At 49.5% G+C, this 26,723-nt stretch carries 22 protein-coding genes and 1 tRNA gene; 15 read left to right on the top strand and 8 right to left on the bottom strand.

Annotated elements, in window-relative coordinates; all coding sequences use genetic code 11:
* The first annotated feature begins 7 nt into the window (after positions 1-7).
* The 5 genes from atpB (at position 8) to ACYVH9_RS11925 (ending at position 3,942) form a co-directional block, all read left to right on the top strand.
* A complete protein-coding gene (atpB, locus tag ACYVH9_RS11945) occupies positions 8-1,078 on the top strand; it encodes a F0F1 ATP synthase subunit A (RefSeq protein ID WP_460636584.1) in 1,071 nt (356 codons plus the stop codon).
* Between the two features lie 133 nt (positions 1,079-1,211).
* The gene (gene atpE, locus ACYVH9_RS11940) at positions 1,212-1,469 is read left to right on the top strand and encodes an ATP synthase F0 subunit C (RefSeq protein WP_460636583.1); all 258 of its coding nucleotides are present in this window, start codon (positions 1,212-1,214) and stop codon (positions 1,467-1,469) included.
* Between the two features lie 159 nt (positions 1,470-1,628).
* Complete coding sequence (atpF, locus tag ACYVH9_RS11935) at positions 1,629-2,123, top strand: F0F1 ATP synthase subunit B (protein WP_460636582.1); 495 nt, start codon at positions 1,629-1,631, stop codon at positions 2,121-2,123.
* Positions 2,124-2,205: 82 nt separating this feature from the next.
* Complete coding sequence (gene atpH, locus ACYVH9_RS11930) at positions 2,206-2,742, top strand: ATP synthase F1 subunit delta (RefSeq protein ID WP_460636581.1); 537 nt, start codon at positions 2,206-2,208, stop codon at positions 2,740-2,742.
* 141 nt (positions 2,743-2,883) lie between these two features.
* Positions 2,884-3,942 (top strand): CHC2 zinc finger domain-containing protein, encoded by a 1,059-nt coding sequence (locus tag ACYVH9_RS11925; protein WP_460636580.1) that lies wholly within the window; start codon positions 2,884-2,886, stop codon positions 3,940-3,942.
* A 4-nt stretch (positions 3,943-3,946) separates the two neighbouring features.
* On the opposite strand, the gene ACYVH9_RS11920 is transcribed toward ACYVH9_RS11925, so the two are convergent.
* A complete protein-coding gene (locus tag ACYVH9_RS11920) occupies positions 3,947-4,387 on the bottom strand; it encodes a GNAT family N-acetyltransferase (RefSeq protein WP_460636579.1) in 441 nt (146 codons plus the stop codon).
* An 87-nt stretch (positions 4,388-4,474) separates the two neighbouring features.
* Between ACYVH9_RS11920 and ACYVH9_RS11915 the strand changes: the two genes are divergently transcribed.
* On the top strand, positions 4,475-5,713 hold the full coding sequence (locus ACYVH9_RS11915; RefSeq protein ID WP_460636578.1) for a DUF6786 family protein: 1,239 nt from the start codon (positions 4,475-4,477) through the stop codon (positions 5,711-5,713).
* A 79-nt stretch (positions 5,714-5,792) separates the two neighbouring features.
* On the opposite strand, the gene ACYVH9_RS11910 is transcribed toward ACYVH9_RS11915, so the two are convergent.
* Both ACYVH9_RS11910 and ACYVH9_RS11905 read right to left on the bottom strand, forming a co-directional pair.
* Positions 5,793-7,718 carry a hypothetical protein gene (locus tag ACYVH9_RS11910; protein ID WP_460636577.1) on the bottom strand — a complete coding sequence of 642 codons (1,926 nt, stop codon included), beginning with the start codon at positions 7,716-7,718 and terminating at the stop codon, positions 5,793-5,795.
* Positions 7,719-7,721: 3 nt separating this feature from the next.
* Positions 7,722-8,372, bottom strand: coding sequence for an oxidoreductase (locus ACYVH9_RS11905; protein WP_460636576.1), 651 nt, complete (start codon positions 8,370-8,372; stop codon positions 7,722-7,724).
* Positions 8,373-8,454: 82 nt separating this feature from the next.
* Between ACYVH9_RS11905 and ACYVH9_RS11900 the strand changes: the two genes are divergently transcribed.
* The 4 genes from ACYVH9_RS11900 to rodA all read left to right on the top strand — a co-directional run bounded on the left by ACYVH9_RS11900 (position 8,455) and on the right by rodA (position 15,580).
* Positions 8,455-10,923, top strand: coding sequence for a TonB-dependent receptor plug domain-containing protein (locus ACYVH9_RS11900; protein ID WP_460636575.1), 2,469 nt, complete (start codon positions 8,455-8,457; stop codon positions 10,921-10,923).
* A 120-nt stretch (positions 10,924-11,043) separates the two neighbouring features.
* The gene (locus tag ACYVH9_RS11895; RefSeq protein WP_460636574.1) at positions 11,044-12,081 is read left to right on the top strand and encodes an SMP-30/gluconolactonase/LRE family protein; all 1,038 of its coding nucleotides are present in this window, start codon (positions 11,044-11,046) and stop codon (positions 12,079-12,081) included.
* A gap of 220 nt (positions 12,082-12,301) precedes the next feature.
* Entirely contained in the window at positions 12,302-14,269 is a 1,968-nt protein-coding gene (gene mrdA / locus ACYVH9_RS11890) for a penicillin-binding protein 2 (RefSeq protein ID WP_460636573.1), read from the top strand.
* Between the two features lie 30 nt (positions 14,270-14,299).
* On the top strand, positions 14,300-15,580 hold the full coding sequence (gene rodA / locus ACYVH9_RS11885) for a rod shape-determining protein RodA (RefSeq protein ID WP_460636572.1): 1,281 nt from the start codon (positions 14,300-14,302) through the stop codon (positions 15,578-15,580).
* Between the two features lie 67 nt (positions 15,581-15,647).
* On the opposite strand, the gene ACYVH9_RS11880 is transcribed toward rodA, so the two are convergent.
* From ACYVH9_RS11880 to ACYVH9_RS11865, 4 genes are all read right to left on the bottom strand, one after another.
* Positions 15,648-16,877, bottom strand: a complete 1,230-nt coding sequence (locus ACYVH9_RS11880) for a sulfite oxidase (protein ID WP_460636571.1) — start codon at positions 16,875-16,877, stop codon at positions 15,648-15,650.
* A gap of 110 nt (positions 16,878-16,987) precedes the next feature.
* Positions 16,988-18,271, bottom strand: a complete 1,284-nt coding sequence (locus ACYVH9_RS11875) for an adenylosuccinate synthase (protein WP_460636570.1) — start codon at positions 18,269-18,271, stop codon at positions 16,988-16,990.
* Positions 18,272-18,346: 75 nt separating this feature from the next.
* Complete coding sequence (locus ACYVH9_RS11870) at positions 18,347-18,865, bottom strand: Fur family transcriptional regulator (protein WP_460636569.1); 519 nt, start codon at positions 18,863-18,865, stop codon at positions 18,347-18,349.
* Between the two features lie 118 nt (positions 18,866-18,983).
* Positions 18,984-21,230 (bottom strand): RelA/SpoT family protein, encoded by a 2,247-nt coding sequence (locus ACYVH9_RS11865; protein WP_460636568.1) that lies wholly within the window; start codon positions 21,228-21,230, stop codon positions 18,984-18,986.
* 256 nt (positions 21,231-21,486) lie between these two features.
* Between ACYVH9_RS11865 and ACYVH9_RS11860 the strand changes: the two genes are divergently transcribed.
* Both ACYVH9_RS11860 and tig read left to right on the top strand, forming a co-directional pair.
* Positions 21,487-21,568 (top strand) — tRNA-Leu (locus ACYVH9_RS11860).
* Between the two features lie 114 nt (positions 21,569-21,682).
* Entirely contained in the window at positions 21,683-23,044 is a 1,362-nt protein-coding gene (gene tig, locus ACYVH9_RS11855; protein WP_460636567.1) for a trigger factor, read from the top strand.
* 65 nt (positions 23,045-23,109) lie between these two features.
* On the opposite strand, the gene ACYVH9_RS11850 is transcribed toward tig, so the two are convergent.
* Positions 23,110-23,508, bottom strand: a complete 399-nt coding sequence (locus tag ACYVH9_RS11850) for a helix-turn-helix domain-containing protein (protein ID WP_460636566.1) — start codon at positions 23,506-23,508, stop codon at positions 23,110-23,112.
* 217 nt (positions 23,509-23,725) lie between these two features.
* On the opposite strand from ACYVH9_RS11850, the gene ACYVH9_RS11845 reads away from it, so the two are divergent.
* The 3 genes from ACYVH9_RS11845 to ACYVH9_RS11835 all read left to right on the top strand — a co-directional run bounded on the left by ACYVH9_RS11845 (position 23,726) and on the right by ACYVH9_RS11835 (position 26,658).
* Entirely contained in the window at positions 23,726-24,400 is a 675-nt protein-coding gene (locus tag ACYVH9_RS11845) for a ClpP family protease (protein WP_460636565.1), read from the top strand.
* Positions 24,401-24,670: 270 nt separating this feature from the next.
* A complete protein-coding gene (gene clpX, locus ACYVH9_RS11840; RefSeq protein WP_460636564.1) occupies positions 24,671-25,906 on the top strand; it encodes an ATP-dependent Clp protease ATP-binding subunit ClpX in 1,236 nt (411 codons plus the stop codon).
* Positions 25,907-26,037: 131 nt separating this feature from the next.
* Complete coding sequence (locus tag ACYVH9_RS11835) at positions 26,038-26,658, top strand: hypothetical protein (protein ID WP_460636563.1); 621 nt, start codon at positions 26,038-26,040, stop codon at positions 26,656-26,658.
* Positions 26,659-26,723 lie beyond the last annotated feature (65 nt).

Here is a 26,723-nt window from a genome sequence, read left to right as displayed (position 1 = left end):
ACTTCATATGTTTCGTCTCCTGATTCGTAAAGCTTTTTTTAGTATTGCCCTGTTAATGAGCACGTTGGTTGCGGTCAACGCTCAACACGAAGATCATCACGACCACGGTGCCGCCGAAGGTGAGAAAAAGTTCAATGTGGGTGATATGATCATGCACCACATTAAAGATGATCACGGCTGGGAATTTGCCCACGGCCTGACCATCCCTCTGCCGGTCATTCTGTATACGCAGGATAAAGGTCTGGATGTATTCTCATCCTCGCATTTTGCCCACGAATCACACTACAACGGGTACGTTAAAGAACATAATAAAATCTACCGGGCCGGAGCAAACGGTGAGGCTGATAAATCAATTAAAGTTTACGACTTTTCGATTACGAAAAACGTGGCCTCGCTGCTGCTGAGTGCAGTGCTGCTACTTTGGGTTTTTTCATCCGTGAGCGGTGGTTACCAGAAAAACAAAGGGAAAGCGCCGAAAGGGCTGCAGTCGTTCCTGGAACCGGTTATCCTGTTTGTGCGTGATGAGATCGCCAAACCGAACATTGGCCCGAAATACGAACGGTATCTGCCTTTCCTGCTGACGCTGTTTTTCTTTATTCTGTTCAATAACCTGCTTGGTCTGTTGCCAGGTGGAGCCAACCTGACGGGGAACATTGCCATCACAATGACGTTGGCGGTGATTACCTTCCTGATTGTTAACCTGAGTGGTAACAAGCATTACTGGGCGCACCTTTTCAAACCAACGGGGGTTCCGGTAGCGCTGCTGCCTATCATGATTCCGGTCGAGATTGTCGGTGTATTCATGAAACCGTTCTCGTTGATGGTCCGGTTATTTGCCAATATCACCGCTGGTCACATCATTATCCTGAGCTTGTTGGGATTGATTTTTATCGCCAATGATCTGGGCGGGAAGGGAATGGGTTGGGGAGTGAGTCCACTGATCGTGCTGTTCTCGCTGTTCATGAACCTGATCGAATTGTTGGTTGCGTTTCTTCAGGCCTTCATCTTTACGCTGCTTTCGTCCATGTACATTGGCAGTGCGATCGAAGATCACCACGAGGCCGATCACGGACATTGAGTTGTCGGTTTATGATATTCGGTTTATAGTAGTAATTCTAGCGAACCAATCCGGTCCAGATACTGAAAACCGTAAACCGAATACCTTTTTTTAGTTTGCATTTTTTGTTTAACCATAAATTTCTATTTCGAGCATGTTAGCAATGTTGCTCTCTATTCTTTTGGAAGCTACGGGTAGCTTCGCAGTTATGGGTGCCGCTATCGGCGCTGGTCTGGCGGCTATCGGTGCAGGTCTGGGTATCGGCCGTATCGGTGGTTCAGCGATGGAAGGTATCGCTCGTCAGCCGGAAGCTGCCGGTCGGATTCAAACTGCGATGTTGATTATCGCGGCTCTGATCGAGGCTGTGGCTCTGTTCGCAGCCGTTATCTGTCTGCTGATCTCCCTGGGCTAATCCCTGGCATCAGAATCCGAGTCGCTGGTTGCATTAGGCACCGGCTTACGGCTCACCAAAACTGGAAAAAGCCCGTTGGTATGAATTAGTCAGCCGACGGGCTAATTCTCACAAACCTGAAGTTATTCATACTTTACTATATCCTAATTTCATACTTCCATGGATCTGCTGATTCCTGATGTTGGGTTATTATTCTGGATGGTGGTCGTTTTCGGGCTGCTGTATTTCATCCTGTCCAAATTTGCCTGGAAACCGATTACGGAAAGCCTGAAAGAGCGGGAAGACGATATCCAGAAAGCGTTGGATATGGCCGAAAAAACCCGGATCGAAATGGCGAAGCTGCAAGCTGACAACCAGAAGCTGCTGGCCGAAGCCCGGGCTGAACGGGATGCTATCCTGCGCAATGCCAAGGATACCGCCGACCGCGTTGTTGCCGAAGCGCGCGATAAAGCAACCGAAGAAGGCAAGCGAATCATCGAAAAAGCCCGTGAAGAATTGCAGTCAGAGCGGCAGGCAATGGTGGCAGAAGTGAAACGCGAAGTGATTGATCTGTCGCTGAACATTGCTGAAAAAGTGCTCCGGAAAGAGCTCAGCGATAAAACATCGCAGGAAGAACTGGTAAAAAGTCTGGTGTCAGAAGCCCGGTTGAATTGAGTTAAAAAGTAAGAATTAAAAGTTAAGAATAACGTGCGTTAGCCAACTTTTAACTTTTAACTCTTAGCTCTTAATTGTTAAGATGGCAGAATCTACAGTTGCATTCCGATACGCAAAATCACTGATTGACCTGGCTCAAGAGAAGAATAAGGTCGAGGAAGTGTACAATGATATGAGCTTCTTCCGGCAGGTGGTCACCCAAAACCGTGACCTCATGCTGGCGCTGAAAAGCCCGATTTTACGGCACGAAAAGAAACTGGCCGTTTTACGGGCGGTTTTCGAAAAACGGGTTGATCCTCTGTCTTTCTCGATTTTCAACATCATCACGAAGAAAAACCGGGAAGGGATCATGGACGTTATCGCCGACGAATTTATTCGGCAGTATAACGAACTGAAAGGAATCCTGAAGGTACAGGTCACCACAACGGTACCGTTGACAGCTGAGCTACAGCAGGAGTTTACCCAACTCGTTGCGAAAGCAACCGGCAAGCAGATCGAGCTGGAAGAGAAAATTGATCCGAAGCTGATTGGGGGCTACATCCTCCGGATTGGTGATCAGCAAATCGATGCTTCCATTCGCAGCCAACTGGCCGACTTGCGGTTGAACTTCCAGAACTAAGCATCACATAGCAGAAGTCAGCCAAGAGAAAACGACTTAAAGTAATCTCATCTACGCTGGGCTATCATCTTTACTCAAAAAACCGGGTATCTGCGTACAGATACCCGGTTTTTTGTTAACATGCCGTAAAACCGTCACTCCATGGATTTACTTGCTCAAACCCGGGCAATTGACATTATCCGGGTTGTAACGGACCTTGGGTATGAACTGCGTGAAAACCGCAAACTTGTTTGTCCGTTTCATTTCGAGAAAACACCTTCGCTGGTGGTGTATCCGCAAAACAACTCCTACCACTGTTTTGGGTGTGGCAAACACGGGGATGTCATTCATTTCTACGCTGGTGTTGCTGGCTTGGATTACACGGCAGCCATGCATGAACTCGCCTTTAATTATTTGCCCGATTATAAACCAGAGTTGTACAAGCGGGGCCATCTCAATAAGATACAGGCAGCAAGCGGTGTTCCGGTGGAAAAAACGGCCCTGCCGACCGATACCAAAACATACGAGTATAAACCAGTTCACAGCGATATCTACGAAGATTTCCAGCGGATTTGCTCCTTACAGTCTGTTGGTGCTATCAAAAAGGAGGCTGAGCAGTATCTGGCCGGACGCGGTTTTTCGGATTCGACCCTGAGGAAATTTCGCATTTTCACCGTTGTCGATTACCAGGCCGTACAATCGCATTTGAGAAACACCTACGGTTTGCTGGACTTGCAGGAGAGCGGTTTGTTCAACGAAAAAGGAAACCTGATTTTCTACCGCCATCCTATTATTATTCCTTACTACCGAAAAAACCGCATTCTATTTCTTCAGGGGCGGGTGATTGGAAGCCCAACGGATACCGTTTCCCGGTACCAATTTCTGAGCGGAGTACCCGTTGAGTTGTTCAATGCCGACGTGCTGGATGTGCTTAAAACGGGGCAGACCCTATACGTAACCGAAGGTGCTTTCGATTGCATGACGCTTATGCAACAGGGAATGCCCGCTGTAAGCCTGGGCAGTGCGACAATGCTAAAAAAGGAGTGGATGAAGCTATTTCGACGGTTTGAAGTATGCTTTTACTTCGACAATGACGCAGCCGGACAAAAAGCCGCCCGCGAATTCGGCGAAATCTTCAGTCAATACGGCGTCTCGACTCGGATAAAAACCGTGAAAGAAGGCTACAAAGATGTGAATGATTACTTCTCAAAGCGCGACTAACGATTTACTGAAGCTCCTTGACAAACTTGAAATGGGAGGGGTGAAACGTCAGCTTTTGGTAAAACTGGTGTGTATGGGTGCGCTTCTGATTGGCCGCAACCTCCAGGTTGACAAAACCGTGGAGTTCGGCTAATTGCTCCAGGGCGGTGACCAGTTGCCGACCAATCTGTTGATTTCGGTATTCTGGTACTACATAGAGCTCCTGAATTTCCCCAACTTTGCCGGTATGATGGAGTAAATATTGAACGTGGCAGCTAATAAAGCCAACGACTTTATCATCTATCTCCGCCACCAGGTAGTGTACCCGACGATCAGTAAGATTACGCTGAAAGACAGCTCGGAAGGCTACGGCGTTGAGTTGACACTCTTCGAGTTCGCAAATAAACCGATAAAGAGTGGCAACATCCTGGAAATCGGCCGGGCGAATGTGAGCGGTGGCATTCATGATCAGAGAAAGATTACGTACGGTTTTCGGGAAGTGGCTAATATGTGGTTAAATTTCGGGAAATTCTGACGAATCCTAAACCCAATGATGAAAAAAATAACGAACTGGGCAATCTTGCCCCTGTTAGCGGGCGCGGTTGCCTGCCAGTCCAATTCTTCAACCAACCATAAAACTACCCCAACCGATTCCATTCAGCTCAACATGTTTACCTCCGACGCCGATTTTCTCCGGAAATACCACCCCGATCTAGTAACGTTAAAAGATGGAAATGCCCAGGTTTTAATTTGCCCGGCCTACCAGGGCCGCATCATGACCAGTACCGCCGATGGCCAGACCAGCTACGGCTGGATCAACCGCGAACTAATCGAATCCGGAAAGCTGCAACCGCATATGAATGCCTTTGGCGGAGAAGATCGCTTCTGGCTGGGGCCGGAGGGAGGCCAGTTTGCCATATATTTCAAACCAGGAGCGGAGTTCAACGGCGATAACTGGCAGACGCCTGCGGCTATCGATTCAGAACCGTTCACGTTGGCTTCGAAGGATGAGCGTTCGGCCCGGTTTACGAAAGATTTTCAGTTAGTTAATTATTCCGGAACGAGATTCAGCGTTGGCGTTGAACGGGATATTCACCTACTACGTCCGGAACAGATCCAGCAGGCGCTGGGCAAAATTGGTATTCCGGCGAAGGATTCGCTGAAAATTGTGGGTGTTGAATCTGTTAATACGCTGGTTAACAAAGGCAAAGAGCCATGGATGAAACAAAAAGGGCTACTCTCAATCTGGATACTAGGAATGTTCAATGCTTCGCCGGAAGCCACCATCATTATCCCGTTTCAAGCCGGGACTGGCCCCGCGATCAACGATAGTTATTTTGGAAAAGTACCCGCTTCGCGTTTGGTACAAAAAGAGACCGTGGCGTTTTTCCGGGCGGATGCCAACGAACGGGGCAAGATTGGCGTGCCGCCCACGCGCACTAAAAACCGGCTGGGAAGCTACGATCCTAGCGCCCAAACGTTGACTTTGGTGACATTTACCTTCAATCCGGCCGACCGGGATTATGTCAATTCAGCCTGGGAAATTCAGAAAGAGCCTTATGCAGGAGATGTTGCCAACGCGTATAACGATGGCCCGATGAAACCCGGACAACCACAAATGGGGAAATTTTACGAACTGGAAAGCTCGTCGCCCGCAGCAGCGCTGCAACCCGGTGGGCGCCTGACCCATACGCATACAACCTTGCATATTCAGGGCGATGAAACGCAGCTCAATAAAATTGCCCGGCAGTGGCTGGGCGTTTCACTGGAGGAAATTGTCAACGCGTTTTAAAATCTTCAAACAAGCGTAGAGAAAGACAAACCTGATGGGTTCAGAAACCTATCAGGTTTAGGGAGCCTAGAACGGTTTGCTACTCAACATTTTCTTGCCATTCTGCGAAAACAGTAGCAAAAGGCATTAATTCCAACTGCAGGCTGCCAACGTCGTTAGGCGTTAAAGGTTGCGCAGCAGATTCCCAAAAAGCATCGGGCGAAAAGCAGGCCTGACTAAACGTGGTTTCGTCTAAAACACGGGCCGTAACCGGGTGGTCAACCGGAATCGAAAGGGGTTGTACGTTATTGGTCAGATTTACCAGAATCAGCATTTTTACGTTTCCTTTGCTCAGTAGCAGTCCGTCCGTTTTGAAAGGCTGGCTACTGCTGGTTGGGACCACATGTCCGCCCTGAAAGCGGTTTACTGCCTCAAAAATCCAGTAGAGCGGAAAAACCGTGCCTGCTTCTGCCCGAAACTGGTCGGGATATGCCGACGGTATATCACCCTGCAAAATACCTTGCTCGCCAACGGTTTCATAATAAGTTACCGACCGGGCTTGGGCCTGAATTAGATTTTTTAAGCTGGCCAGTGTCCAGGCCGCTCCAGATAAGGACATTTGCCGGGGGTCGGTAGAAAACGGCATCTGGTCAGGATCATCGCCTTTGGCGTCGGGGTTGAAGCGGGGACGCAGGGTGACCGGCGATACGTGGACTTCCGGAATCCAACGGCGGGCATCCCGAACGGTGTCCCGTTGCGCCGTCGTATTCTCCATGAGCGTCAGGTTATCCACCGCGTGGGCTTGTGGACTGATGGCATAAGCCATAAAATCGACGCCGTCAATGGGGGGCGTTTCACGATTCAGGTTTACGAAAAAAGCATTTGTTCCCACACCAATCGTGGCCGCCGGGAAGGCCTGCCGGATTGGTGAAACCACCTGGTCGACCAACGAGACCGGCGTTGTTTTAGCGAAATTACTGACTAGCAAAACCGACGAGATAAGAGCGGAGTCGACGGGTTCTTTCAGAAACGTATACAATTCATAATTAGGAAGCTGGTTGAAAACAAGAACCAGTTCCAGCTTGACACCAAGCAGGTTAGCATCTTCAACCGCCTTTTGAAAGGTTTCAGGCCAGGACGGTTTTTGAAAATTTACTTCGGCCCGCAGGTGCTGGAAGTTGACTTTCTTCAGACGCTCAACCAGCAGGGCAGTTAGCGGTTTGTGGTTGGAGCTGGTGCCAATTGCGGGTAACGGCAGAGCGGTTGTATCCACCGAAAGTATAGTTTCGGTGGAGTGCAATGGCGAACTGGGCAGGCTGACATCTGGTGAAACCAGCCGCAATTCGACGGATTGCTGAATGGTATCGCCGGGTCTGAGCATCACCGGAAACGGTTTTGATAAGGGTGTGGAGTATGTTTTATACGATGCGTCCGTCCAGTTGCGTTGATCTTCCGTTTCAAAAATATCCCCCACAAACCACAGAACCGCAGCCCCACCGTTCACCGTCGGCCATTGCATTTCCCGGATATTCAAAAAAGGCTGGTGAGGGCTGATGGTTTCCGGAAAAAGAGCCGCCGACTGGCTCCCATCGGGGTGGGTTAGGGTACAAACTTGCCCGGCGCATTCCGGAATGGGGTGGAGCACACAGAATCCGGCCCGGTTTCGCTGGAACTCGCTCAGGGCTTCTCCATCAATCGTAAACTGAATGGTTCCGTCCGGGTCGCCGGTAATTTCGCACTGCCAGCGCAGAGCAGCCGTCTCATACTGGCAAAAACAGGTATAGTTAATCCGAAACGAGTTGTCGCCTAGTTCAACAACCTCATTTTCGATACGGTGTGTTGCCGTAGCCCAGTTGTGATCGCGGACCGCGTGATAAATGAGCCGTAAAACTTCGTGGTCACCCAAACGGATATAGCGGAGAAAACCGTTGTCATACAGCATAGTCAACGGCCCGGCACGGAGAATACGGGGTTCGGGCAACGGCTCATTATGGCCGTAGCGAAGCAAGGAAGGTGAGTACGTCATGGGTTAGAATTGCTGCAATTGATCCGACTCAAAAATGTGCTTTCCGCTTAGCTCTGCCTGCGCTTTCTTACACATGGCGTTGGCCACGCTTTCGGCCCGAATACCTTTGTATTTGGCGGGAATCAGAGGATTGAAGACTTTGATCAGGCCCTCACCAATGCGTTCTCCCCAGCGAAATTCTTTTCGGTCGCCGAGCAACAGAGAGGGGCGAAAAACTAAAAAAGCCGGATATTGTAAAGCCGTAATGTCGCGTTCAAGCTCGCCCTTGACACGATTATAAAAAAAAGATGAGTCGGGGTTGGCCCCCATCGATGAAACCAATAAAAATTGCCGGGCTCCGTTGACCAAAGCCCGCTTGGCTACGTCTAAGGGATACTGGTAGTCGACTTTCTGGAATGCTTCCCGGGAACCGGCTTTTTTCATCGTGGTGCCGAGGCAGCAGAATACATCGTCGGCCTGAACCAGTAAGCTATTGGGATGATCAAAGTCGTATTGAATCTCTTGTAAGCGAGGGTGTTGCCAGCCCAAGGACTGCCGAACCAGTACTTTTACTTTTTCGTAGGCGGTTGATTCTACCAGGCGGTGAGTTAGTGCAGAACCAACGAGTCCGGTTGCGCCAACGATAAGTGCAGTTTTGGGAATGGGTCTGGTCATTTCGGGTTTTGTTACCAAATAAGTTTGCTAATTTATAGGGGAGTGTTTGTTTTTTGCCATGTTTTTTTTGAAAAACTACTCAATGAATCGACTAAATACTTTATTTCAGCGAGTTGGCTTGTTCCTGGCTGTTTCCATAGTCTTGGCCTTCGGATTTATTGATAACGATTTTCCGGGCCGTTTAGCAGAACGGCTGAACGCATTTAGTACCGCTTTCCCAAAAGAAAAAGTGTATGTCCAGACCGACCGTCCGTATTATACCGTGGGCGAAACGATCTGGCTGAAGGGCTATCTATTCGATGGCCCAGCGCATCTGGCCGATTCCGTGAGCAAAGTGCTGTATGTAGATCTGATAAGCCTGGAGAGCCAGAAAGTAATGGTACACCGGATGCTACGGGCCGAAAACGGCTATGCTGTAGGGGATATTACCCTGGGTGATTCACTGGCAGCTGGTCCTTATCTGCTGCGGGCTTACACCAATTGGATGCGAAATTTTCCGGAAGACTATTTTTTTACCAAACCGCTGACCTTGTTGCGGACGGATACTCAACCAGCTGAACTCGTTTCGAATCCAACGACGGCGGCCCAGCCCGATGGCCAGTTTTTTCCGGAAGGAGGACAACTGATCACTGGATTGGAAGGACGCGTTGCGTTCAAAATAGTTAGTCCGGCGGGGAAAGGGTTGAACGCAGAAGGGTTTGTGCTAAGTTCGTCGGGTGATACCGTGACGGCTTTTTCGGACAAGCACCTAGGCATGGGGTATTTTTCGCTCAAACCGGAATCAGGGCAACGCTACACGGCTTTTGTCAAACTGGCGGATGGAAGGACCCATTCCTATAAGCTGCCAGACGCTCGGCCAGAGGGCTATGTGCTTTTGGTAGACAATACGACCAACCGCGATAACGTGCGCGTATTTGTCAAGAACAATAAACCGGCCAGCGCGCAGGGTAAATTTACCCTAATTGCGCAGTCGCGGGGGAAAGTTATCCAAGTAGCCCAGGGCGAGGTTGGTAAAAAGGCGGTGATGCTGCAAATTCCCCGAACGTTGTTCTTGGATGGTATTTCGCAGATTACGCTGTTTGATGAATCCAATCGGCCCGTTTGTGAACGACTGGTTTTTGTGGAAAAAGATGATCGACTCACGGTTACGATAAAACCGTCTAAACCTGCGTTTACTCCCCGCGAAAAAATTCAGTTGGAGGTGTTGGTGCGGGATGCCACCGGAAAGCCGGTGCGGGCCAACCTCTCGCTGGCTGCCACCGATGCGACGCAGGTACTGGAGAAAGAACCGTATGCTGCCGATTTAATATCCTATCTCTTGCTTCGGTCTGATTTGACTGGAATGATTGAACAGCCCGGTTATTATTTCGAACCGTCGAACAAAGAGCGACTCACGGATTTGGATGTGCTGATGATGACGCAGGGATGGCGACGGTTTGTCTGGCCGGATGTGTTGCAGGATGCGTACGCTGCGGCCCAATACCCCGTTGAGCAGGGAATCACCATTGAAGGGCAGGTCATGCGGCCGAATCAGAAAACACCCGGGGTGGTTAACCTGACGTTTATGGTGATGCGTCCGGATAGTTCACGGGACGTATTTGCCGGTGAATCGGATGAAACCGGACGGTTTTACGTGAATGGGCTGGACTTCGCGGATTCAACCAAAGTGTTGATTCAGGCCGTTGCGGGCAAAAGCAATCGGAACGTCACCATTAAACTGACCGACCTGATCGGGCCAACCGTTACGCTGACAAAAATTCCATATAACCCCCTGGTCTTTCAGCGCGACGAACTGGCCGACTACCTGAAAAGAACAAAGGAGTACCTGGATATTGAACGGCAAATTCGCCGGAATCGTGAGATTTTGCTGAAGGAAGTAACAGTTCGGAAGAAACGGGAAGCTCCGTCAGACTCGCGGAAAATATACGGACAGGCCAGTAATACGCTGAAAATAGATCAAAACATGGCTTCAGGCGCTATGTCCGTGCTGGAATTGCTGCGCGGTCGGATTCCGGGTGTCAACGTGTCTGGTAACCCCATGAATCCAACCGTCCAAATTCGGGGTGCTGTCAATTTCTCAGGTGCGGTTGAACCGCTGTTTATCCTAGACGGTATGCCGGTTGCAAAAGAAAGCATTGTATCCATTCCGGTATTCGACGTCGATTATGTTGACGTACTGAAAGGGGCATCGGCGGCTATTTTTGGCAGCCGGGCCAGCGGAGGAGTTATAGCTGTTTACACCAAGCGCGGCTCACCCAACTACGATTTCAGCCAGGAGAGATCGCCCGGTACCCTGGTTACCATACTGCCCGGCTTCCGAACGGTACGTGAATTTTATGCCCCGCGCTACGACGAAGCTAAACCCGAACATACTCGTCCGGATTTCCGTCCGACGCTTCACTGGGCACCGATGATTCAAACGGGCGACGATGGCAAGGCACAGGTTACATTCTTTGCTTCCGACGCCCGGACACCCGTTCGCGTGCTGGCAGAGGGTGCTTCAACCGACGGGCGGCCCGGGGTGGGAAAAGCGGTTTTTGAAATAAAATAACGGTTTACGAACGTTCAGTTTGCGGAACAAATGAGCGGACTGAATACCATAAAATGGATACCGTAAACCGGTTTTAATTTGTAATTTCCCGCCAGAACCCTAACGCTTGACCGAATCCGTATGAGAAAAAGTCTTTTTTCGGTGCTGCTGACATCAATCAGTTGCTTTGCCATTGCACAGACACCCTATCCCATTATTGGGTCCATTGAACGGCTAGATGCCCGGCTGGACGCGTTGCTGCCAAAGGAGGCTAAGCTGGAAGTAGTGGCCAGCGGTTTTGACTGGTCAGAAGGGCCGGTCTGGATCAAAGGTTCGGGGCGCGAAGAAGGGTACCTGCTTTTTTCCGATGTTCCCCAGAACACGGTTTACAAATGGTCGGAAAAAGAAGGGAGCAAACCGTTTATGAAACCGTCGGGGTATACAGGGGTAGCGCCGTACAGTGGAGAACCCGGTAGCAATGGCCTGGCTGTGGACGCAAAAGGTCGGCTGATTTCGGCAGAGCATGGTGATCGGCGTATTTCGGTGCTTTCGCTGGAACCGGGAGCGGGCGGTAAACAGACATTGGCCGATAGCTATACAGGAAAGCGGTTTAACAGTCCCAATGACGTTGCCCCTCATTCGAGTGGCAGCGTATATTTTACCGATCCACCGTATGGGCTGCCCGAGCGCGAAAAAGATACTAAAACCCGGGAGCTGGCGGTCCATGGTGTTTATCGGGTTACGCCCAATGGAAACGTTACGCAGTTGATCAGTGACCTGACCCGTCCGAACGGAATTGCCTTTTCACCCGACGAAAAAACGTTGTACATCGCCCAGTCCGATCCCGAGAAACCGTACATTATGGCTTATCCTGTTCAGGCCGATGGCACAGTTGGGAAAGGCCGCATCTTCTACGATGCAACGGAAGGCGTAAAGCAAAAGCTGCCGGGCCTGCCCGATGGGCTGAAAGTTGATAAAAACGGCACAGTCTGGTCGAGCGGACCGGGCGGTATTCTTGTTATTGCTCCCGACCGCCCCGACGGCCCGGGAAAACTCCTGGGACGTATCCGGACCGGGGTTGCTACGGCCAATTGTGCTTTCGGGAATGATGGTTCTACGCTCTACATCACGGCCGATATGTATTTGATTCGGGTAAAAACATTGGCCAAAGGTTTGTAAGCCGATCTGTAAAAAGTAGATAAGTAGGGCTGTTCTGAATCATACCGGGCCAAGGCTCTCGGGTGACTCGTTTTTTGAAGGAAGGGTATAGAACGTCTGGTACTTTTTTCTTGGATAAATCCTGTTTATTTCTTGCGAAAGAACTCATTATTTCTAGAGCTTCTCTCGTTATATTTGTATTATAATTCGGTACAAAAAGGGCTGGAGTATTTTAGGAGTTATGATTGAGAACAGAAAATATATTGTCATCGGCGTTTTCTGTCTGGTTGGGCTGGTCTACTTGTCGCGTTTGTTTTACCTGCAAATTCTGGACGATAGCTACTCGCTGGAATCGTCGAGTAATTCCATCAAGCGAATTATTGAGGTTCCTTACCGGGGACAGATTTACGACCGGAACGGGAAAATCCTGGTATTTAATACCCCAGTTTACGACATATACGTTACTCCTAAAAAAGTTTATATTCCGGATACATTGGCTTTCTGTCGGCTGATGGGGCTGGAACTAGCGGAATTTGACAGTATTATGTCGACGGCAAAAGCGTATTCACCCGTCAAACCGTCGCTATTTCTACGCCAGTTGTCAAAAGAAGATTTTGCCCAGATTCAGGATGCGTTAGTCGATTACCGGGGCTTTGAGCACGTTACCAGTTCGGTACGAACCTATCCGGCACGAACTCTGGCCAACGCCTTGGGCTACGTAAGTGAAATCACCAAGAAGCAGTTCGACGAGCAGGAAACGCCTTATTACCGACAGGGTGATTACCTGGGGCACAGCGGTTTGGAAAAACAGTATGAGGAAGAACTACGAGGACGTCGGGGAACCAAGTTTGTAATGCAGAATGTGCGGGGGGTTATTAAAGGTTCCTGGAAAAACGGGGAGTTTGATTCATTGGCTGTTGCGGGTAAAAACCTGTATACGGGCATCGATGCAGAAGTTCAGCAGTACGCTGATACCCTAATGCAAAACAAAGTAGGCAGTGTGGTAGCGATTGAGCCATCAACGGGTCAGATTCTGGTGATGGCATCGGCGCCAACGTATGATCCCAATATTTTGTCGAACCGGTTTTTCTCCAAGAACTACATCAAACTGATCCGCAATCAGTACAAACCGCTGGTGAATCGACCGGTTATGGCTAGCTATCGACCTGGTTCTACGTTTAAGCTGATTCAGGCGTTGGTGGGTTTGCAATCAGGCGTGATTACGCCCTATTCGACGTTTTCGCACGCGGGTGTTCCCATGAAATGCCACGCACATCCGGGCGGCATTCACTTGGATGGAGCTGTTCAGCATTCCTGTAACCCTTATTTCTACCGGGTTTTTCAAAAACTGCTGTATAACAATACCGAACGCAATACGTTTAAGGCCTCGGCTCTAGGACTGGAGCAATGGCACGAAATGGTTTCCAGATTCGGAATCGGCCAGAAACTGGGCGTCGACCAGCCAAGTGAGTTGAAAGGGAATTTGCCCGGACCGGAATATTACAATAAGATATACGGCGAAAAACGCTGGAAATTTTCCATGATTTATTCGCTGAGTATCGGGGAAGGTGAGTTGCTGATCAGCCCGATGAAAATGGCTAATGTCGCAGCTATTCTCGCTAATCGGGGGTATTATTATACACCTCATCTGGTTGCCGGCATTGGTAGTCCCGGGCAGAATTTGCCGGAACAGTACCGCATCAAACACGATGTGGGTATCAATCCGCGTTATTTTGACATCGTTATTGATGGAATGCAGCAGGTAGTGGAGAGCGGAACGGCCCGTTCCGCCCAGATTCCTGGTATTGTGGTGTGCGGCAAAACCGGAACTTCGCAGAACAAACGGGGCGAGGACCACTCCATTTTTATTGCTTTTGCCCCGCGTGAAAACCCGAAAATCGCGGTGGCCGTTTTTGTTGAAAATGCGGGTGCGGGTGGAAAAGCCGCTGCGCCGATTGCCGCCCTGGTTATAGAAAAATACCTGAAACGACAGATCAGTAACGTAGCCCTGGAAAAACGGGTAAAAGAAATGAATTTTCTGCCGGGGGTAGTGCTGCCCAAAAAAATAGAGCCGAAACGCCCTGAAATGCCTAAAGACAGCGCCATTCGCCCTATGGCCGGGCCGCCCAAAAAACCGGTGATGCGGCCTGCCATGCAGAACGAGCCCCGCCCGCTGTCGCCTGAGCCAGCTACTACCAGCGGAAATTAATCCCATTGTTCACCCTCTAATTGTACACCATTGGTTTCTCGCGAACCACAAATTACGCAAAACATCGACTGGACAACGCTCATGCTGTACATAGCCTGTGTGTTGATGGGATGGCTGAACGTGTATGCGGCCGTTAACAGTCCCGAGTCTCAAACGAGTTTGTTTGATTTATCGACTAATGCCGGTAAACAACTAATGTGGATTGGGACCACGATCCTGCTGATCATTGCCATTCTGGTGATCAATTACCGGTTCTGGGATACATTTGCGTTTGTCATCTACGGCATCACGATCCTTTCTTTGTTGCTGGTGCTGGTAGCAGGCAGCAATATTAACGGCTCCCGGTCGTGGTTTAAGTTTGGGAGCTTTTCCATTCAACCCGCGGAATTTGCGAAACTGGGGACCGCCCTGGCGTTGGCGCGCTATATCGACTATCCGAACGTAAACCTGACGAAGCTGAAAGATCAGCTCTGGTGTGCGGGCATCATTGCATTACCGGCCGTGCTGATTATTGCTTCCAACGAAACTGGGTCTATGCTGGTCTTTGCCTCTTTTATCATCATGCTGTATCGGGAAGGACTACCGGGAGTTTACCCCCTGATCGCGGTAGTGACCATTACGTTGTTTATCCTGACCCTGATTGTTCCGAAGCTCTATCTGTTCGCAGCAATCGTGTTACTGGCACTGCTGATCTTTCTGCTGACTCCCCGGTATCAGCGCTCCGTTCAGAATGTAATGGTCATTTGCATCACGGCTGTGACGATGATACTCGTTGTGGTGGGGGTAGATTTTTTTGTTAACCGTGTCTTACAGAAGCATCAGCAAAACCGGATTAAAGTATTGATCAATCCAGCAGCTGACCCGCTTGGTGCGGGCTGGAATGTAACGCAGGCCAAAATAGCCATTGGCTCAGGGCGGTTACAGGGAAAGGGCTTTTTGGAAGGCACGCAAACCAAATTTGACTTTGTACCCGAACAAAGTACCGACTTTATTTTCTGTACCATTGGTGAAGAGCACGGTTTCGTGGGCAGCGCCATCGTCGTTTGCTTATTTATAGGGTTGTTGTGCCGGATTGTCTTACTGGCAGAAAAGCAACGAACGCGGTTTGCCCGTGTTTACGGATATTCGCTAGCCGGTATTATTTTCTTTCACATCATGATCAACATCGGCATGACGATTGGTTTGATGCCCGTAATTGGCATACCGTTGCCGTTTTTTAGTTACGGAGGGTCATCACTCTGGTCGTTTTCGATCCTACTTTTTGTCTTTCTGAAACTGGATTCGCGCCGGGTCGGGCTGTTTACGCGGTAGGTGATCAGTTTACGGTTCTGATACATGTCTGTAGGGGTCCTCAAACCGTACACTGAAACTATAAATTTTAAACCACCTTGACGGCGATTCGGTGACAGGCATTGTTGCAATAGCCTTCCGGATTCCATTGGGGCATTACCATGGGTTGCGATATACCGGCCTCATCAACCGCTTTGGCCCAGATTTCATAGTATCCCTTCTGCGGTAGCTTGAGGTCAATGGTCCACTGCTGCCAGGCCAAGCGGTTTTTAGGCGCTTTGAGTTTGCATTCCTGCCAGGTAGCACCAAAGTCGTACGAAACCTGCATGGTTTTAACGGAACGATCGCCCGCCCATGCATGACCGCGCACCGGTATTGCTTCTCCTGATTTTAGTTCAGCTCCCGTTTTCGGAAAAGTGATCAGTGACTTCACCGGCATGGATTCAATGATCCGAAACTGATCTTCCGGCGGATCGACTCCAGGCTGTACCGGGTTGATAGGTACCCGGTAGCTTTTGCCGGTCATCTTGGCTCCATCGTGTATTTTGTTTCGAACCGCAATGGTATGCAGCCATTTGCCAGAAGTGGATGCGGGCCAGCCGCCTATAACAAGCCGCAGCGGGTGGCCATGCGTCAATGGAATATCCTGTCCGTTCATGGCCCAGGCCACCAGTGTTTCGTCTTCAAGTGCTTTTTTTAAGGGGACGCCCCGCGAAATAACCGGTTTAGTGGGATCTTTGCTGACGTGTAAATCCTGACCGTAGTAACCGATATAAACCGCATCGTTTTTCAGCCCTACATCCGCCAGAATATCTTTCAACCGAACCCCCGTCCATTCTGCGCAACTCACGGCTCCATCAGTCCACTGATTACCAGAAGTTTGTGGGAAGTATCCCGCCCGGCCATTACCAGCGCATTCGAGCACCAGCTGGTACGTATAGGTTTTAAACCGTTTCTTTAAATCACTCAGCGAATAGGTTTTTGGAGCCTTCACCGACTCGCCGTTGATGGTCAGTTTCCAGGTTGCTACGTCGATCTTCTCCGGAATCAAACCATTGTTTCGGATAAACATCTTATCGGCGGGCGTGATAGGATCGTCCAGCAGGTGAGCGGGTGTTTCAACATTCCACGGTTTGTCATTCAGCACCGTCAGGTCTTTGTGCTTACCCGGCATCGGATTGGGGTCGAAAGCCACCGGGACGTAATGGGCGGGTAAATTATTGGCAAAGACAATTTCGGTCCCTAAGGCACCAACCAGGGAAGCTAGCGCACCTTTTTTTAGAAATCCCCGGCGATTAAAGAGCGGTGATTGATCCATGCTGTACTTAAAATAGTGGGTTTAACAACTCAAAAATAACAAAAAAAGACCTGCCGAGAGTGAATCTGGGCAGGTCCTTGCATTTTATTCTGGAACCGAAGCTACCATAGTCAGGCGACGGCTTCGCGGTGAATGATAGCTTCGCGGTCGGGACCGGTTGAAATGAAGCTGATGGGAAGGCCCAGTTCAGCTTCCAGAAAGTCAATGTAAGCGGCCAGTTCGGCGGGCACTTCTTCAAACGTATGGTAGTCGGTCAGCGCCGTTTCCCAGCCTTTGAATTCTTTGTAAATCGGTGTTACAGTCGTATCGCACAGATCATAAGGTAGTTGCTCTGAAACGGTTCCGTCGGGCAGCTGGTAATGCGTGCAGACTTTAATGGTATCGAAAATATTCAATACATCCACTTTCATCATAATCAATTGCGATACTCCGTTGATCATGATGGCGTATTTCAGGGCGGGCAAATCGAGCCAGCCACACCGGCGCGGACGGCCCGTAGTAGCGCCGAACTCCCGGCCTTCTGCCCGCATACGCTCACCGGTTTCGTCCAGCAATTCGGTGGGGAAAGGGCCGCTGCCAACGCGGGTGCAGTAGGCTTTGAAAATACCATAGACCTCGCCAATCTGCCGGGGAGCAACGCCCAGGCCTGTGCAGGCACCCGCCGTCATTGTGTTTGAGCTGGTGACGAACGGATACGAACCGAAGTCAATGTCGAGCAGGGAGCCTTGAGCACCTTCGGCCAGCACTTTCTGGTTGTTTTGCAGTGCCTGGTTGACTTCGTACTCGCTTTCAACCAGTCGGAACTGTTTCATGAATTCCACTGCTTCAAAAAACTCCGTTTCAGCCTGTGGCAAAACGGATTGATAATCGAACGTATGGTGGTCTAATGTAATTTTGTGAATGGCGACCAGTTTGTTGTATTTGGTGCGGAAGTTTGGGGACAATATATCCCCAACGCGCAAGCCCTGCCGGGCTACTTTGTCCTGATAGGTTGGGCCAATACCGCGCAGTGTGGAACCAATTTTGGAATCACCTTTGGCCTGCTCGTAAGCCGCATCCAGCAACCGGTGGGTCGGCAAAATGATCGAAGCTTTCTTGGAGATAAAGAGATTCCGCGTCAGATCGAGATTATATTTGGCTAAACCGTCGATTTCTTTCCGAAATACAATCGGATCAAGTACAACACCGTTACCGATGATGTTTTTGATATCACCCCGGAAAATACCCGACGGAATCTGGTGTAATACGTGTTTGAACCCGTCAAATTCCAGTGTGTGACCGGCATTTGGTCCGCCCTGAAACCGGGCGACCACTTCGTACTGCGGGGCCAGTACATCCACAATTTTCCCCTTGCCCTCGTCGCCCCATTGAAGGCCGAGTAATACATCTACCATGATAAATAATTAAAGATAAAGACTACGTTCATCAAGTCGGTCTTTGTCGTTGAAGCGTAATAGTTGGCCAGCGGGTTACGATACCAACGGCTGGCCGCCATGTTCCTGAAGATCTTTTTCTTCTTCGTTTTTCTGACGGTTTTCGCAGTTGTCCCGCTGACAGCTTCCATAGAAAATCAGCGAATGGTGCATGACGTTGAATTTCAGCATATCACCAACGAGCGACTGGATGTTTTGCACGCGCGGATCACAAAATTCCATCACGTGATGACAATCCGTACAGATGATGTGGTCGTGTTGTTTGTAACCGTACGATTTTTCGTATTGGGCCAGGTTTTTGCCGAACTGGTGTTTTGTTACCAGATCACAGTCAACGAGTACATCAAGTGTATTGTAAACCGTGGCCCGGCTAACCTGATACTTTTTATTTTTCATCGAGATGTAGAGTTCATCTACATCGAAATGGTCTTCGCGGTTATAAATCTCTTCCAGAATTGCGAAGCGTTCCGGGGTTTTCCGGAGGGCTTTGCTTTCTAAATAAGCCGTAAAGATTTTTCTTGCGGCTTCGAGGTTGGCTTGTTTCGCTACTGGCATAACTTCACAGATATGGGCTAAGGGGCTGAAAGGAAAGGTGTTACCAGAAACGTGGACGCAGAATCAACGAATCGGTACAAAGTCTTTAAGCCCCAAGCGCGCTAAAAAGAATACAAAATTAATCAAACCGGGCTACTTTCACGACTCCATCTACTTTTTCGAGTTTTTTCATCAATTCTTCGAGGTGATGGGTATTGTGAACGTATAACTTCAGGCTGCCTTCAAAAATACCATCCTTCGAATCAATTGTGATGGAACGGATGTTGATGTGCAACTCGTTGCTGATGATTTTGGTAACATCGTTGACTAGCCCCACCCGGTCAGTTCCCGTAATGCGTAACCCCGCCAGGAAAGCCAGGTCGCGTTGCGAGGTCCATTTGGCCTTGATGATCCGGTTGCCGTGGTTCGACATCAGCTCGACCGCGTTAGGGCAGGTGGTCCGGTGAATTTTGATGCCCTCGTTAACCGTCACAAAACCAAACACGTCGTCGCCCGAAATGGGGTTGCAGCATTTTGCCAGTGTATAGTCGATGCGGTCCATGTCTTCGCCGATCAGGAGCATGTCGGCGTCGGCCCGTTCCCCGTGGATTTTTTTCAGCTCTTTTTCAAACTGCTTGCCATCCTGAAGGGTATCGGTATTAAGCTTGTTCTGACGGTTTTCCTTTGCTTCTTTATCCGACTTGAACTTTTTCAGTTCCTGAACATCAACGTGGCCTTTGCCGACGCGGTAGAAAAAGTCGTTGGAGGTTTTGGAGCCAAAATACGCCCGAATCTGGTTGAGCAATTCGTTGGTCATATCCATCCGCAACGTTTTCAGCTTGCGGGCCACGGCTTCACGACCATCCGTAATGTGCTGTTTGTTTTCCTCTTTGATGAGGTCCTTGATCTTGGTTTTGGCTTTCGACGTCACCACGAACCGCAACCAGTCTTCGTTGGGTTTCTGTTTATTCGACGTGATAATTTCGACCTGATCGCCATTATTTAACACGTAGCTGAGGGGTACCAGCGTGCTGTTAACCTTAGCCGCCATACACCGTGCCCCAATCTGGGTGTGAATATCAAAGGCAAAGTCCAGGGCTGTAGCGCCCCGCTGAAGCACTTTCAAGTCACCTTTCGGGGTGAACACGAAGACTTCCTCGCTGTATAGATTGCTCCGAAAATCATCCAGAAACTCAATGGCTCCGGTTTTTTCGTTGTTGGCCGATTCGAGCATTTCGCGCACCTGACTGATCCAGGTTTCGATGCCCCGCCCGGTCTGAGTTTCGTTGCCTTTGTATTTCCAGTGGGCCGCATAGCCTTTCTCCGCAATTTCATCCATACGGGCCGTCCGGATCTGTACTTCAACCCACTGCCCGGCTTTGCTCATAACCGTGGTGTGCAGCGACTCGTATCCGTTGGCGCGGGGGGTGCTGATCCAGTCTTTCAGCCGGTCAGGATTGGGTTTGTAATGATCCGTAACCACCGAATAAGCCTGCCAGCAGGCGGCTTTTTCGGTTTCCTGCGGAACGTTCAGAATAACCCGGATCGCAAACAAATCGAAGATTTCTTCGAACGGTTTTTTCTGTTTGCTTAGTTTATTATAGATCGAGTAAATGGACTTCGGGCGTCCTTTCACTACAAAATTATACCCAACTTCCCGTAAATCAGCTTCAATAGGCTCCAGAAAGCGGGCGATGAATCGATCCCGGGAGGTTTTGGTTTCCCGGAGCTTACGGGCAATATCTTTGTACGCTTCCGGCTCGGTGTATTTTAGATAGAGATCTTCTAATTCCGACTTGATGGCGTATAAACCCAGCCGATGGGCCAGGGGGGCATAAATATAAATTGTCTCGGAGGCAATTTTCAGTTGCTTATCGCGGGGCATCGAATCGAGTGTCCGCATGTTATGCAACCGATCGGCCAGTTTGATCAGAATTACCCGCACATCGTCCGACAACGTCAGCAGCATTTTGCGGAAATTTTCCGCCTGCTGCGAAGTGCCGTATTCAAATTTGCCCGAGATCTTGGTCAACCCATCGATGATTCGGGCCACCTTCGGGCCAAAAAGCCGGTCGATATCGGCAATGGTCATTTCCGTATCTTCCACCACGTCGTGCAAGAGCGCGGCCACAATCGAGGTGGTGCCCAGTCCAATTTCTTCAACGGCAATCTGGGCAACGGCCAGTGGATGATAAATATACGGCTCGCCCGATCGGCGACGCATGCTTTGGTGGGCTTCGAGTGAAGTATTGAACGCCTTTTTGATCAATTTGGCGTCGTTGTCCTTCAGCATTGGTTTGGCTTCCCGCAGCAATCGCCGGTAGCGCTTCAGTATTTCTTTCCGTTCCAGATCAAGATCATTGATCGGATCCGCAGTTACGTCCATAAGGGTGTGTTCTCCTTCTCTTATACTCGGCATCGTTTCCAGTAAAGGATATACATTAAATTTAAAAAAATGGACTCAGCAAATCAAAGGATCGTGTAAAAAATAATACTCTTGCGAAAAGAGGTTGTACGATACAGAAATCATTTGTACTTTTGCAGGCCAAAAACAGTTTAAGACACGGAAGTTCGGGGTAGGGGTTCGCCCAGGCAGAACCACCAAAACCGTAACGACGAAGGCTCAAACTAAGTTGTGTTTCGCGGGCGTGGCGAAATTGGTAGACGTGCCAGACTTAGGATCTGGTGCCGCAAGGCATGGGGGTTCGAGTCCCTCCGCCCGTACAAAGTTTAATTGTGAATGAGTGAGTTAGCGATTGAGCGAATAGGTTTTACCTCTATTTACGCTTCCGTTAATTCACTCATTCTTTCGTTCACTCATTCACTCACTATTTTTCTGTGGAAATTGCATTAGATAAATCAACGGAAACCAACGCTTCGCTGAAAATCAAGCTGACGAAAAGTGATTACCAGCCGGAAGTTGATAAAAAATTGAAGGACTACGGACGGCGGGCCAGCATCAAAGGGTTCCGGCCGGGGAAAGTACCCCCCTCGTTGATTCAGAAAATGTACGGTAAAAGCGTTCTGGTTGAAGAAATCAACGAATTGTTGAAAAATACTGTCAACAATTACATCCGTGACAACAAGTTGCAGGTAGTTGGTGATCCCTTGCCCGACCGGGCGCAGGCTGATGCCATCGATTGGGATACGCAGAGTGAGTTTGAGTTCAACTATAATCTAGGACTGGCGTCTGACTTTGACGTTGATTTCAGCGCCCTGCCAGCGGTGCCGGTTTACGAAATCGAAGCGGGAGAAACCGAACTGAACAATACCATCGAAGAACTGAAAACCCGCTTTAGCGGCCATGCGCACGCTGAAGAGTCGGCAGAAGGCGACATGATCTACGGTGAACTGAAGCAGGAGGGGGCAGAAAGTGCAGAACCGTTTGCGACAAAAACCGCTTTGCCAACCAAGCAGATTGCGGCTGACGAATTGTCGAAATTCATTGGGCTGAAAAAAGGCGATACGGTTACGTTTGATATTCAGAAAACCTTCCCGGACGAGAAAGCCCGCGGCCTGGCAACGGGTCTGAAAGCGGAAGAAGCAGCTTCGCTGGCGGGAGAATTCACATTTACGGTTGATGATATTACCCGGAATGAACCGGCCGAAATTGGTCAGGAGTTTTTCGACAAAGTGCTGGGCAAAGATGCCGTCGAAAACGAGGAGCAATTTCGGGAAAAAGTGCTGGAAGTCATTAAGAGCAACTACGGTCGCGAATCGTCAACCTTGCAACGGATTGATATTGAGCAAGCCCTTCTCGACAATATTGCCATTTCACTGCCGGATGAATTCCTGAAGCAATGGTTGCTGGAAACCAATGAAGGCAAGGTAACGGAAACCGAAGTAGAAGAACAGTACGATGCGTTTGCCCGTTCGGTGAAACTGCAACTGATCAAAAATAAAATTGCCAGCGAGAACGAAATCAACGTTTCGTACGAAGATGTGATGGAGGTGACGCGCTCGATGGTGCGGGAGCAATTTGGTTTCTACGGCGATGATGAGCAAATGGCGCAAAGCATCGATCAGATAGCCCGGCAATACCTGATGGACGAAAAAGGCAACAATTACATGCAAATGTATAACCGCCTTTCAGACGACAAGGTGATCGACGTGATCAAAAGCAAATTGACACTGGAACCGAAAACGATTTCGGTTGATGAGTTTAAAGAATTGGTAAGTGCCCGCCAGCCTCAGGCGTAATCGGGCTCCCAATAAAGAGTAGAAAATCGGGTTTTGATTTACTTCGCTACCAACGGCGCTGTGAATTAAAACCCGATTCTGTTTCGCTCTGTCGGAACGGAAAACTGCCGAACAACTTCCACGAGGGCCAGTTCTTCGGCTTTTTGTTTCCAATAGGTAACTTCCAGACGGAGTTTTTCGATTTCCAGGTCTTTGCGTTCCTGATTCGATTTGAGCGTTTCGACCTGATGAACCACTTCTGCGGGGTATAATTCCGGCTGTAGGTCGGGTTCTTCGGCCAATAGTTGCGGGGCGGTGGTTCCCAATGCTGTAGCAATTTGTTGCAGACGGGAAATCGTCAGATCGGTTTTTCCGCGCTCGATGTCGCCGTAAGCGGTCGTCGAAAGGCCCAGCATGTCGGCCATATTTTCCTGCGAATACCCTTTTTGCTGGCGAAGGGAACGGATGCGGGTGCTAATCTTCATAGGGTCTCAAGTAATACTGATAATAAATTAAGTCTGACCGACTACTAAAAATGGGTGCAATCACTCATTTTTGTAACACAACAACGACGAATGGCGAGTTGGTTTCCAGAAAGCGCTGTTGTATACAACGACCGTTTGTTCGTAAAAAAACAGGAACGGTTTTGGAGAGTACGTTAAGTTTGTATTTTAGCCCCGCTAAACAGAAAGAATAACGAGTATGAATCAAGGAAATGAATTCCGCAAATTTGCCGTTCACCACATGGGTCTGAACGGCCTGACGGTTGATGGCTATATGAACCACACCGTTGAAAACATGACCCGTTCCGTCATTGAAGAACGTCCCATGAATTTCCGTGAGGTTGACGTATTCTCGCGGTTGATGGCCGACCGGATCATCTTCATGGGAATGGGCGTTGATGATAATATTGCCAACATCATCGTGGCTCAACTACTTTTCCTGGAGTCGGCGGACCCGAAAAAAGACATCCTGATGTATATCAACAGCCCGGGCGGTTCGGTTTACGCTGGTCTGGGAATTTACGATACCATGCAGTACGTTCGGCCTGATGTGGCTACAGTGTGTACGAGCCTGGCGGCATCAATGGGAGCTGTACTGCTTTGTGGAGGGGCTGCTGGCAAACGCTCCGCACTGCCCCACGCCCGCGTGATGATTCACCAGCCGTCGGGGGGTGCGCAGGGTCAATCGGTTGATATTGAGATCACAGCCCGTGAAATTGTAAAACTGCGGGACGAACTGTACGAAATCATTGCCTACCATACCGGTAAAACGAAAGAGCAGGTTGAGAAAGACTCGGATCGTGATAAATGGTTCCGGGCAGACGAAGCCAAAGAGTACGGCTTGATCGACGAAGTCCTCCGTCGGGAAAAATAATTCATCCAATAAACCGATGCTAAAAACGGGAACTGGTCTGGCCGGTTCCCGTTTTTATTTGCCCTGAATGAGATCATCCTGATCAACCTGGTTCTGATTGGACTTTTTGGCCGATCTATGTAAAAACATACAATAAAATTTCTAGTATATTTGTCTTGGTTCGAGACGAATTCCCCTGGGGCATCCGGTTTTTATCGGCTAAGCCGGAACCTAGCTACAGATAGCCAACGTTAAGGCAAAACGCCACCAATACCGTTTATAAATATTGATATGCCACAAGTGAGCTGTTCGTTCTGCGGACGACGGAAAAACGAGGTAACTCTCCTGTTATCGGGCATCGACGCCCATATTTGTAATTTTTGCATCGAGCAGGGCCATCAGGTTGTGCTGGAGGAAACCCGCCCTAAACGCTCTAATCCGGACGATCGGCCCGATTTCAATCTCATCAAACCGATGGAGATGAAGAAATACCTCGATCAGTACATTATTGGGCAGGATGAAGCCAAGAAGGTCATGACGGTGGCGGTTTATAACCACTACAAACGGCTGATGCAACCGCCCTCGGATGACGAAGTACAGATTGAAAAGTCGAATATTGTAATGGTTGGTGACACCGGGACGGGTAAAACGTACCTGGCACGCTCCATCGCGAAAATTCTGCAAGTACCCTTTTGCATCGCCGACGCTACGGTTATTACCGAAGCAGGCTACGTGGGCGAAGACGTAGAGACCATCCTGACGCGTTTGTTGCAGGCCGCTGATTATAACGTGGAAAATGCCGAGCGGGGAATCGTTTACATTGATGAAATTGACAAAATCGCCCGGAAGTCGGACAATCCATCCATCACGCGCGATGTGAGTGGGGAAGGCGTACAGCAGGCCATGCTGAAGCTGCTGGAAGGCTCCATTGTGAACGTGCCGCCCCAGGGTGGCCGGAAACATCCCGATCAGCGCATGATTGCTCTGAACACCGAAAATATTTTGTTTATCTGCGGGGGAGCGTTTGATGGAATCGATCGGCACATTGGAAAACGGGTAAATGCCCGTCCTATCGGTTTTTCGGGCGATCGCCGTTTGAACCTTTCCCTGGAACGTGCGAATCTGATGCGCCACGTTTCGGCCCAAGATCTCAAATCGTTTGGGTTGATTCCGGAGTTGATCGGTCGCTTGCCGGTATTGACGTATCTCGAACCGTTGAGTGCCGAAGCGTTGCGCCGGATTCTGACCGAGCCGAAAAATGCCATTACAAAGCAGTACGCCAAGCTGTTCCAGATGGAAGATATAACTCTTCAATGGGATGATCTGGCCCTCGACTATGTAGTGGATCAGGCGATGGTCTATAACTTAGGAGCCCGTGGCCTACGCTCAATTTGTGAATCCATCATTACCGATGCCATGTACGAATTGCCTTCGTTGGAAGGCGTCAAAGAATTGACCATTACCCTCGATTACGCCCGGGAAAAATTCGGGAAATCCTCGCTGCATGTACTGCGGTCGGCGGCCTGATGAACTCCTCAGAACCCGGCAAATCGGGTTCTGAGGAATCAGATTTTTTCTGGAAAACGAACAAATACGGTTTTGTGCAGTTTTGGATACGAAGCAACCTTCATGTTTTCTCAAAACTCAATTACATCCGTATGAAAACTTCTTCCCGAAACGTGTTTTACGCGTTAATTGCCACGGTTCTGTTTAGTGCTTGTAGCCGCCCGTACGCTACTTACCAGAAAATGCCGGTTGAGCATTTTGGCAGTAAAGCTCCCAAAGCCACCCAGACGTTGCCCGCCGAAACGATAACGGCGGAAGTGCAACAGAATGATGCTCTCACTTCTTCTTCCGAGGCTATTACCGTTACTCAACAAGCTGCCGATTTAGCTGTAGCGCAGAAAGCCATCGATCAGGTGGTTGCCAGCACCGCGAATAAGGCAACTGCCAACAAGGTTCAAAAACGGATGGCCCGGATTCAGTCGATGCTGGCTGCCGAAACCAGCCAGGCCGACCAGACAACCAAAAAGGCCAGCGTGGCCAAGAAGCCAAACCTGGTGGAGCGGCTGATGTTGAAGAACGTCGACAAAAAAATCAAAAAAACACTGGCACCCAGCCACCCCAACGCGCCAAAGGCTGTGAACATTATCGTAACCATTGGGGCCATCGTCGCCCTGCTCGGTTTGATTTTGTGGTTGGCCACTACTTCGACCGGAATAGGAGTAACCTTGCTCCTTGTCGGTTTAGTCTTGCTGCTGGTAGGGCTGATTGTCTAAGGAATTTTAGAAGAGCACGATTGTGCAATCGTGCTCTTCTTTACCTGTCCGATAGGGATAAAACC

The organism is Larkinella harenae (assembly GCF_054780515.1).
The sequence above is the reverse complement of the archived record's forward strand: the minus strand, read 5'-3'. Positions and strand labels throughout refer to the sequence as shown.

Bases quoted from the DNA above. Each gene is read 5' to 3' on its own strand.
- atpB (WP_460636584.1), top strand. From the start codon at position 8: ATGTTTCGTCTCCTGATTCGTAAAGCTTTTTTTAGTATTGCCCTGTTA.
- atpE (WP_460636583.1), top strand. From the start codon at position 1,212: ATGTTAGCAATGTTGCTCTCTATTCTTTTGGAAGCTACGGGTAGCTTC.
- atpF (WP_460636582.1), top strand. From the start codon at position 1,629: ATGGATCTGCTGATTCCTGATGTTGGGTTATTATTCTGGATGGTGGTC.
- atpH (WP_460636581.1), top strand. From the start codon at position 2,206: ATGGCAGAATCTACAGTTGCATTCCGATACGCAAAATCACTGATTGAC.
- ACYVH9_RS11925 (WP_460636580.1), top strand. From the start codon at position 2,884: ATGGATTTACTTGCTCAAACCCGGGCAATTGACATTATCCGGGTTGTA.
- ACYVH9_RS11920 (WP_460636579.1), bottom strand. From the start codon at position 4,387: ATGAATGCCACCGCTCACATTCGCCCGGCCGATTTCCAGGATGTTGCC.
- ACYVH9_RS11915 (WP_460636578.1), top strand. From the start codon at position 4,475: ATGAAAAAAATAACGAACTGGGCAATCTTGCCCCTGTTAGCGGGCGCG.
- ACYVH9_RS11910 (WP_460636577.1), bottom strand. From the start codon at position 7,718: ATGACGTACTCACCTTCCTTGCTTCGCTACGGCCATAATGAGCCGTTG.
- ACYVH9_RS11905 (WP_460636576.1), bottom strand. From the start codon at position 8,372: ATGACCAGACCCATTCCCAAAACTGCACTTATCGTTGGCGCAACCGGA.
- ACYVH9_RS11900 (WP_460636575.1), top strand. From the start codon at position 8,455: ATGAATCGACTAAATACTTTATTTCAGCGAGTTGGCTTGTTCCTGGCT.
- ACYVH9_RS11895 (WP_460636574.1), top strand. From the start codon at position 11,044: ATGAGAAAAAGTCTTTTTTCGGTGCTGCTGACATCAATCAGTTGCTTT.
- mrdA (WP_460636573.1), top strand. From the start codon at position 12,302: ATGATTGAGAACAGAAAATATATTGTCATCGGCGTTTTCTGTCTGGTT.
- ACYVH9_RS11880 (WP_460636571.1), bottom strand. From the start codon at position 16,877: ATGGATCAATCACCGCTCTTTAATCGCCGGGGATTTCTAAAAAAAGGT.
- ACYVH9_RS11875 (WP_460636570.1), bottom strand. From the start codon at position 18,271: ATGGTAGATGTATTACTCGGCCTTCAATGGGGCGACGAGGGCAAGGGG.
- ACYVH9_RS11870 (WP_460636569.1), bottom strand. From the start codon at position 18,865: ATGCCAGTAGCGAAACAAGCCAACCTCGAAGCCGCAAGAAAAATCTTT.
- ACYVH9_RS11865 (WP_460636568.1), bottom strand. From the start codon at position 21,230: ATGGACGTAACTGCGGATCCGATCAATGATCTTGATCTGGAACGGAAA.
- ACYVH9_RS11850 (WP_460636566.1), bottom strand. From the start codon at position 23,508: ATGAAGATTAGCACCCGCATCCGTTCCCTTCGCCAGCAAAAAGGGTAT.
- ACYVH9_RS11845 (WP_460636565.1), top strand. From the start codon at position 23,726: ATGAATCAAGGAAATGAATTCCGCAAATTTGCCGTTCACCACATGGGT.
- clpX (WP_460636564.1), top strand. From the start codon at position 24,671: ATGCCACAAGTGAGCTGTTCGTTCTGCGGACGACGGAAAAACGAGGTA.
- ACYVH9_RS11835 (WP_460636563.1), top strand. From the start codon at position 26,038: ATGAAAACTTCTTCCCGAAACGTGTTTTACGCGTTAATTGCCACGGTT.